This window comes from Allobosea sp. Leaf344 (genome assembly GCF_001426225.1).
Classification (GTDB): Bacteria; Pseudomonadota; Alphaproteobacteria; order Rhizobiales; family Beijerinckiaceae; genus Allobosea.
The window spans coordinates 53,787-61,649 of record NZ_LMRT01000013.1 but is presented as its reverse complement, the minus strand read 5'-3'; the positions used below and the strand labels follow the sequence as shown (position 1 = coordinate 61,649).

Below are 7,863 nucleotides of genomic sequence, written 5' to 3'. Positions count from 1 at the left end.
CCGCCCGCGCCACACGCGAGATGCGCAGGCATGCCGCCAGCGCCGGGATCCGCATGGTGCTGGAAAAGCCGCTGCAGGATTCCGCGCTGCTCGACGGCATTCGCGGCGCGCTCGGCCGCCCCCACTGACGGGTCATTCCGGCGGCGCCACGAACGCGGCGCACGCGACCTGATTCACCCCTGCAGCGGGCCCCCGCCCAGCCTCCGTAAAACCCCTTAGGGAAGCATCTGAATTTCGCACTTCGTCCTGCGCCGCTACCCCTTGAGCAACGTCACCGCCCACCGATGGAGGTTCCGATGCTCAGCGCTCTCGCCGTCTCGCCTGCCCAGATCGCTCCCGCCATCGCCCTGCGCGGCTATGTCGAACCCGCCCGGCCGGCCACTGACGCGCAGACGCTGGGTGCGACCCGCAGCTTCGGCAAGGATGAGGAGATTTTCGGCGAAGGCGACCGGGCGACCTGCTTCTACAAGGTCCTTTCCGGCGCCGTGCGCACCTCCAAGCTGCTCAGCGACGGACGCCGCCAGATCGACGCCTTTCACCTGCCGGGTGACATTTTCGGCATCGAGACCGGCGCCAGCCACCGCTTCAGCGCCGAGGCGCTGGGCGATGCCAGCATCATCGTCTATCGCCGCTGCAGCCTCGACAGCCTCAGCGCCGGCGACAGCGCCTTCCACAGCCAGATCGTCGCCGCGATGATGCGTTCGCTGGAGCGGGCGCAGAACCACATGCTGCTGCTCGGCCGCAAGAGCGCCGTCGAGAAGGTGGCGAGCTTCCTGCTCGACATCGCCGAGCGCGCCACCGATCACGGCCATGTCGAACTGCCGATGTCGCGGGTGGATATCGCGGATCATCTCGGGCTGACCGTCGAGACGGTCTCGCGCTCGCTGACCGGGCTCGAACGCCGGAACATCATCGCCCTGCCGGCCCATCGCCGCTCGATCGTGCTGCGGGACCGCGCCGCGCTGCGCCGGCTCGAGGCCTGAGAGCCGCCCCCGGGACCTAGCGGTTCAGCCGCACCTGCCCGGCGACGCCGGTGTCGTAGCCGCCGAGGATCTCGGCATGGCGATGGAATTCCGGCTCGCGCATCAAGGCGAAGAGGCGCTGCGGCCCGGGCTCGAAATAGCAGCGCCGGCGCAGCGCCAGATCGAAGCGCTCCCAGCTCAAGGGGATGAAGCCGAGCCCGGCCCCGTTCGCGATGGCCCGGCTGGCGATACCGCAATCGATCTCGCCGGCGCGGATGGCGAAGGCGAGATCCTGCCCGGTCGGATAATCCCCTCCGGCCAGCAGATCGGCCGGGGCCAGGCCATTGCGCGCCAGCAGCGCCGACAGCAGCAGCTGGGCACCCGCGCCTGACTGGCGCAAGCCGAAGCGCAGCCTGCGCTCCACCGCCTCCGAAAGCGACGTCACGGCCAGCGGATTGCCCTTCGCCGTCACCAGCCCCTGTTCGCGCCTGGCGAAACCGATCAGCACCCCGTCATGCAGCGCTTGCGCCGCCGCGACCGCGGCAGGGTTGGCGCCCTCGTCATCGTCGCCATGCAGATGGATCGCGGCCATGGCGACCTCGTCCCGCCCGAGCCGCGCCAGCCCCGCCGCCGAGCCCTCGCTGAGCAGAGCGAGCCCGCAATCCGAGCGGCGCGCCGCCCATTCCAGCAGCGGATCATGGCTGCCGCCGATGATCGGCGGTGCCGCGGCCGGGGCCGGACCGGGCGGCTGGATCAGCCCCTGCTCGATCCAGCGGTCCAGCGCCGCGCGCGGGAACAGCCATTTCCCGGTGACCTTCGAACAGGGCACCGCAGCCTGCGCCACCAATTCGTAGAGCTTGCGCTCCCGGATACCGAGATAGGCCGCGGCCTCCTCCGTGCTGAAATAGGCCTTCATGCCGTTTTCATGTCCCAGGATGCAGGAATTCCGTCCTTGCCGCTTTGTAGCGCTGTCTCGTAGAAAACGTCAAAGGATCACACCTATCGGGGCTTCATGGACGTCGCTTCGGCCTTCGCAGCCGCCTTCCAGCTCGTGCTCGGCCTCGACCCGCGATTCCTCCAGATCGTCGGGCTTTCGCTGTCGGTGACGCTGACGGCAGTCGTGCTGGCGGCGCTGATCGGCCTGCCGCTCGGTGCCTGGCTGGCGCTCGCCCGCTTTCCCGGCCGCGCCGCGCTGATCGTGCTGATCAACGGGCTGATGGGCCTGCCGCCGGTGGTGGCGGGGTTGATGGTCTTCCTGCTCCTGTCGCGCAGCGGCCCGCTCGGCGATTGGGGGCTGCTGTTCACGCCGAGCGCCATGGTCGCGGCGCAGATGCTGCTGGTCCTGCCCATCATCGTCGCGCTCACCCGCAGCACCGTCGAGGAGCTGTGGACGGAATATCGCGAGCATTTCCGTTCGATCGGGCTGACCGGCCTGCGCGCCGTGCCGAGCCTGCTCTGGGACGGGCGCTTCGCGCTGGCCACCGGGCTGCTCGCCGGCTTCGGGCGGGCCAGCGCCGAGGTCGGGGCGGTGCTGATCGTCGGCGGCAATATCGCCGGCTACACCCGCACCATGACGACCTCGATCGCGCTCGAGACCTCCAAGGGCGATCTGCCGCTCGCCCTCGGGCTGGGCCTCGTGCTGATCGCGCTCACCCTCGCCATCAATGCGGCCGCCTATGGCGCCAGCCGCGTCGGCGCGCGCTTCGCGGGATGACGGCGATGCGCCCACCGGCCACCATCCTGCCCCTGCGCGTCCGCGGCCTGAGCTTCGCCGCCGGCGGCCGGACCCTGCTGGAGGATGTCAGCTTCACCCTCCCCCGCGGCGGCATCACCGCCATCATCGGGCCGAACGGGGCGGGCAAGTCGCTCACCTTGCGCCTGTGCCACGGGCTGCTCGCGCCCCTGTCGGGCACGGTGGAATGGTGCGGCGACGGCGGCAGGATCGGCGGCACCAGCCGCCACGCCATGGTGTTCCAGCGCCCGGTGATGCTGCGCCGCTCGGCCCGGGCCAATCTGGCGCACGCCATCGCCTCCGTGATCGGCCGCGACGTCGCCGCCCGCACCCAGGCCGCGCTCGAGCGCTTCGGTCTCGAGGCTCTGGCCGACCGGCCGGCGCGCCTGCTCTCCGGCGGCGAGCAGCAGCGGCTGGCCATCGCCCGCGCCTGGGCGCTGGAGCCGGAGGTGCTGTTCCTCGACGAGCCGAGCTCGCATCTCGACCCCGGCGCGACACGCCAGATCGAGCAGATCATGACCCAGCTAGCCCAGGAAGGCCTGACCATGCTGATGACGACGCATGATTTCCAGCAGGCCCGCCGCCTCGCCGGCCGCGTGCTGTTCCTCAACAAGGGTCGCCTCGTCGAGGATGCCGATACCGCGCGCTTCTTCGGCGCGCCGGCGACCGAGGAGGCACGCGCCTTCATCGCCGGGGAGCTGCTCTGGTGAAACAAGACCGACCGACAGGGAGAATGCTCATGACGACGCGCAGAGAGATGCTGGGGCTCGCCGCCTCGCTGGCCCTGGCCTTGGGCGGCCTGGCGCAGGCGGGCGCGGCCATCGCGCAGGCGCCGCGCTTCATCACCGTCTCCTCGACGACCTCGACCACGGATTCCGGCCTGTTCGAGCATCTTCTGCCGCTGTTCAAGGCGAAGACCGGAATCGAGGTCCGCGTCGTCTCGCAAGGGACCGGCCAGGCCCTCGACACCGGCCGCCGCGGCGATGCCGACGTCGTCTTCGTCCATGCCAGGGCCCAGGAGCGGGCCTTCGTCGCCGATGGCTTCGGCGTCGCCCGCAAGCCGGTGATGTACAACGATTTCGTGCTGATCGGCCCGAAATCCGATCCGGCCGGCATCAAGGGCGGCACCGATATCCTGGCCGGGCTGAAGGCCGTGCAGGCCAAGGCCGCCCCCTTCGTCTCGCGCGGCGACAAATCCGGGACCCATGCGGCGGAGCTCAACCTGTGGCAGGCGGCCGGCATCGCCATCGCGCAGGCCAAGGGGCCCTGGTATCGCGAGATCGGCCAGGGCATGGGCGCCGCGCTGAACACCGCCGGCGCGATGGGCGCCTATGTCCTCTCCGACCGGGCGACCTGGATCAGCTTCAAGAACCGCGGCGATCTGGCGATCATGGTCGAGGGAGATGCCCGGCTGTTCAATCAATATGGGGTCATCCTCGTCAATCCGGCCCGGCATCCGCATGTCAAACAGGCCGATGGCCAGGCTTTCATCGACTGGCTGGTGTCGCCCGAGGGCCAGAAGGCGATCGCCGATTACAGGATCGAGGGTCAGCAGCTCTTCTTCCCCAACGCGGCCGAACCCGGAGCCTGAGCTCTCGGCGGCGGCACCCGCCTCGCAGGCCTGCCTCGCAGGCCTGATCGCAGGCTCGCCTGGGTCGTGCCGCCCTTGCGGAACCGCCCGCCCGCTCGTCGCGTTTCCCGGCAAACGAGACGAGGTTCATGACACTTCACCACCATACTCACTCGCAGCCCGCCCTCCTGCGCAGCGGCCGCAATTGCAGCGCGCTCGTCAACGCGTCCCGGGCCGCGGTGCTGGTCGACGGCTCCGCCTATTTCAGCCATCTGGAAACGACGCTGAAGCGCGCGCAGCGCTCGATCTTCATTCTCGGCTGGGATTTCGACGCCCGCATCGCGCTGCGCCCGGACCGTGGCGGGGAAGCGGAATCGCTCGGCGCCCTGCTGCGCAGCCGGGTCGAGGAAAACCCGGACCTGCACGTCTACATCCTGGTCTGGAGCGTCTCCGTGCTGCACGGCCCCAGCGCCATCACGCCGAATCTGCTGGGCGCGGATTGGGACAAGCATCCCCGCATCCATTTCCGGCTGGATACCCGCCACCCCTTCTACGCCGCCCATCACGGCAAGATCGTCTGCATCGACGGGCAGCTCGCCTTCGTCGGCGGCATCGATCTGACGGTGCGCCGCTGGGATTGCAGCGACCACCGGGTCGACTGCGCGGAGCGTTGCGATCCCGACGGCAAGGCCTATGCGCCGGTCCACGACATGCAGATGCTGGTCGATGGCGAGGCGGCGGCGACCTTGTGCGGCATGGCCCGGGAACGCTGGCACAGGGCGACGGGCGAGAGCTGCGAGGCGGCCGCTGCCCATTGCGGCGCCCATGACGCCTGGCCGGAGGGGCTGGAGCCGGATTTCACCGACATCCCCGTCGGCGTGGCCCGGACCATTCCCGACTATGACGGGCAGGAAGAGGTCGCGGAATGCGCCCAGCTGACCCTCGACATGATCGCCACCGCGCAGCGCGCCATCTATATCGAGGCGCAATATCTGACGGCGCCGCTGATCTGCGCGGCGCTGCAGAGGCGGCTGCGCGAGTCTTCCGGCCCGGATGTCGTGATCATCCTGACCTATGAATCGCGTGGGCTGATGGAGCGCTTCGCGATGGGAGCCAACCGCGACCGGATGCTGCGGCGTCTGGCGCGGGCCGATCGCGGCGACCGGCTGCGGGTGTTCTACCCCGTCACCCCCCGCGAGGATGGCGAGGAGCAGATCATGACCCATGCCAAGCTCGTCATCACCGACGATCATGTCGTGCGCGTCGGCTCGTCCAATCTGAACAACCGGTCGATCGCGCTCGACACCGAATGCGACCTCGCCATCGAAGCCCGCACCGACACCGAGCGCGCGGCCGTGGCGGGGCTGCGCCACCGGCTGCTCGGCGAGCATCTCGGCGTGGAGGCGCAGGAGGTGGAGCAGGCCGTGGCCGAATGCGGCAGCCTCGCCCGCGCCATCGATCGCCTGAATACCGGCGGGCGCGGCTTGCGGCCGTTCCCGGCTTTGTCCGCGGACGGCCCGGACAGGCCGCTTCTGCTCACGGCCTTGCTGGATCCGGCGCGCCCGCTCCGGCTGAAGCGGATGCTGGGCGATCGTGCGCCGCGGATCCTGTCGCCGCGCGCTGGATGAAGAGTTCCGAGGCGGCGAACAGCAGCGCGCCGCAGATGAGCGGAACGATGAAATAGACCAGCCTGAACAGCACCAACCCGGCGATGACCTCGCCGGCGCCGAAAAGATGCCCGACCACCGTCTCGATGACGCCGAGCCCGCCCGGGACATGGCTGACCAGGGTGGCGAGGTTGGCGAGGACATAGGCGGCCGCGACATCGGGATAGGAGGTCTCCGCCACGATCGCGAGCGCCTGCTGCAGGCAGGCCGCGACCAGCGCGAAATTGACCGTCCCGATGGCGAATTGCCCGAGCGCCAGCCGCAGGCTCGGCAGCTTCACTTGATGGCCGCGCAGCTCCCGCTCGCCGCGCCAGAAGGCGCAGGCCGCGAGATAGCCGATCAGGAGCAGCACGATGCCGCCGCCGATCAGGCTGAGTTGCAGCGGGCTCAGCCCGGTCAGCTTGATCGCCAGCTCCGGCTGCAGCGCCAGGCTGATCGCGGTCAGCATCGCCAACCCGATGCCGACCGTCGCGCCGCAGAACAGGATGACCTTCGCCACCTCGACGCCGGACAGGCCCCAGCGCGAATAGAAGCGATAGCGGATCGCGCCGCTGCTGAGCGCGGCGAAGCCGAGATTATGGCCCAGCGAGAGACTGGTGAAGGACGCCAGGGCGACGCGGGGATAGGCCAGCGGCTTGCCCGCGTAATGCAACGCCAGATAGTCGAACAGGGTCAGGCAGGCATAGCTCGCCAGCGCGAAGCCGAACGCGCCCCAGAGCCGCGCGGCGGGGGCGGCCGTGATCGTCTGCCACAGCACGGCCGGATCCTGCCCCTGCAGTGCGCGCCGCAGCAGGAAGGCGGCGAGGCCGAGGACCGCCACCGCCAGCGCGATCTTCAGCCAGCGAACCAATCCCGGCCAGCGTTCCGGAATGCGCTTCAGCGCCGCGATCATACGGGTTCTCCTGGCAGGACGAGGTCGGCATGCAGCGGGAAATGGTCGGATGCGATCCGCGCCAGCGCCGAGCGATGCACCCGGCTGCCGGTGATGGCGATGGCCGCGGAGACGAAGATGTGGTCGATCCGCAGGAGAGGCCGGAAGGTCGGGAAGGTCGGCTTGCCCCTCGCATTGGCGTCGAGCAGCCGGCTGCGCAGCGCCCGGTAGACCCGCCCCCCCGGCACCGAATTGAGATCGCCGAGCAGGACGAGCGGCGTCGTCTCCGGCGACCGGCCGAGCCAGTCGCTGCCCATCAGGGCTGCGGCCTGGAGCCGCCTTTCGCGCCGCCCCAGCCCGAAATGCGTGTTGAGGATCTGCAGCAGCGCCCCGTCGAGCGAAACCCAGACGGCGCCGCGCGTCTCGGCCGGACGCCAGCCGGTCGGCGTCGGCAGCGCGCCCGCCCGCACCAGCTTCGACGGTGCGCGCGTCAGGATCGCGTCGCCATATAACTCCTCGCCACGCTGCAGCGCGGGATGAAAATGCACATGATCGAAGCCGAGCTGCCTCGCGATCACCTCGGCCTGGTCGATGCCGCCGCTGCGGAGCCGCCCGACATCGAGCTCCTGCAGGCCGATCACATCGGCCTCGCATTCCGCCAGCACATCGGCGATGCGCTCCGGGCTGTAGCGGCCGTCGACGCCGAGGCACCGCCTGACATTATAGGTGAGAACACGCAGCCGCCGGTCCGGCGCTGCTTTCGGGGCGGATAGCGGCATGGCCTCACAACGCGTGGTCGGCCATGCGGTTCGCTTCGCCGACCAGTTTCGCCCATAATTTGGATCGATCGGTGCCGGGATCGCCAGAAGCTCGGCAGGGGGCCCCATCGGCGAGCCGCGTCGGCGCCGCAAATTCCTCCTATCCGGCAGCCGATGATCAGTATTCGATCAATCTGATCACGCAGGAACTATGGTAATGCGCGTGCTCGTCGCCGGCACAGCCCGCCCGCTCCCGCTGCAGGCGCGCCCAGCCCGCATCGAGCGCACCCGACCTCGACCGGG

8 protein-coding genes are annotated in these 7,863 nt (G+C 69.7%); 5 read left to right on the top strand and 3 right to left on the bottom strand.

The genetic code is table 11. The features are described 5' to 3' along the window. The first annotated feature begins 296 nt into the window (after nucleotides 1-296). The gene (locus ASG72_RS08945) at nucleotides 297-983 is read left to right on the top strand and encodes a helix-turn-helix domain-containing protein (RefSeq protein ID WP_056712508.1); all 687 of its coding nucleotides are present in this window, start codon (nucleotides 297-299) and stop codon (nucleotides 981-983) included. A gap of 16 nt (nucleotides 984-999) precedes the next feature. Here ASG72_RS08945 and ASG72_RS08940 read toward each other — a convergent pair whose 3' ends face one another. Next, on the bottom strand, nucleotides 1,000-1,878 hold the full coding sequence (locus tag ASG72_RS08940) for a helix-turn-helix transcriptional regulator (RefSeq protein WP_056711276.1): 879 nt from the start codon (nucleotides 1,876-1,878) through the stop codon (nucleotides 1,000-1,002). A 96-nt stretch (nucleotides 1,879-1,974) separates the two neighbouring features. On the opposite strand from ASG72_RS08940, the gene ASG72_RS08935 reads away from it, so the two are divergent. The 4 genes from ASG72_RS08935 (at nucleotide 1,975) to ASG72_RS08920 (ending at nucleotide 5,892) form a co-directional block, all read left to right on the top strand. Beyond that, nucleotides 1,975-2,676: an ABC transporter permease gene (locus ASG72_RS08935; RefSeq protein WP_056711274.1), complete on the top strand. Its 702-nt coding sequence runs from the start codon at nucleotides 1,975-1,977 to the stop codon at nucleotides 2,674-2,676. 5 nt (nucleotides 2,677-2,681) lie between these two features. Further along, nucleotides 2,682-3,404 carry a phosphate ABC transporter ATP-binding protein gene (locus ASG72_RS08930; protein WP_056712506.1) on the top strand — a complete coding sequence of 241 codons (723 nt, stop codon included), beginning with the start codon at nucleotides 2,682-2,684 and terminating at the stop codon, nucleotides 3,402-3,404. A 29-nt stretch (nucleotides 3,405-3,433) separates the two neighbouring features. Continuing rightward, nucleotides 3,434-4,285 carry a substrate-binding domain-containing protein gene (locus ASG72_RS08925; protein WP_156395875.1) on the top strand — a complete coding sequence of 284 codons (852 nt, stop codon included), beginning with the start codon at nucleotides 3,434-3,436 and terminating at the stop codon, nucleotides 4,283-4,285. Between the two features lie 128 nt (nucleotides 4,286-4,413). After that, nucleotides 4,414-5,892, top strand: coding sequence for a phospholipase D-like domain-containing protein (locus tag ASG72_RS08920; protein WP_082540218.1), 1,479 nt, complete (start codon nucleotides 4,414-4,416; stop codon nucleotides 5,890-5,892). Here the strand turns inward: ASG72_RS08920 and ASG72_RS08915 are convergent. Beyond that, the gene (locus ASG72_RS08915) at nucleotides 5,801-6,823 is read right to left on the bottom strand and encodes a lysylphosphatidylglycerol synthase domain-containing protein (RefSeq protein WP_056711270.1); all 1,023 of its coding nucleotides are present in this window, start codon (nucleotides 6,821-6,823) and stop codon (nucleotides 5,801-5,803) included. The two genes, ASG72_RS08920 and ASG72_RS08915, sit on opposite strands and share 92 nt — an antisense overlap. Beyond that, entirely contained in the window at nucleotides 6,820-7,581 is a 762-nt protein-coding gene (locus ASG72_RS08910; RefSeq protein WP_056711269.1) for an endonuclease/exonuclease/phosphatase family protein, read from the bottom strand. The genes ASG72_RS08915 and ASG72_RS08910 overlap by 4 nt, the downstream gene beginning before the upstream one ends. Nucleotides 7,582-7,863 lie beyond the last annotated feature (282 nt).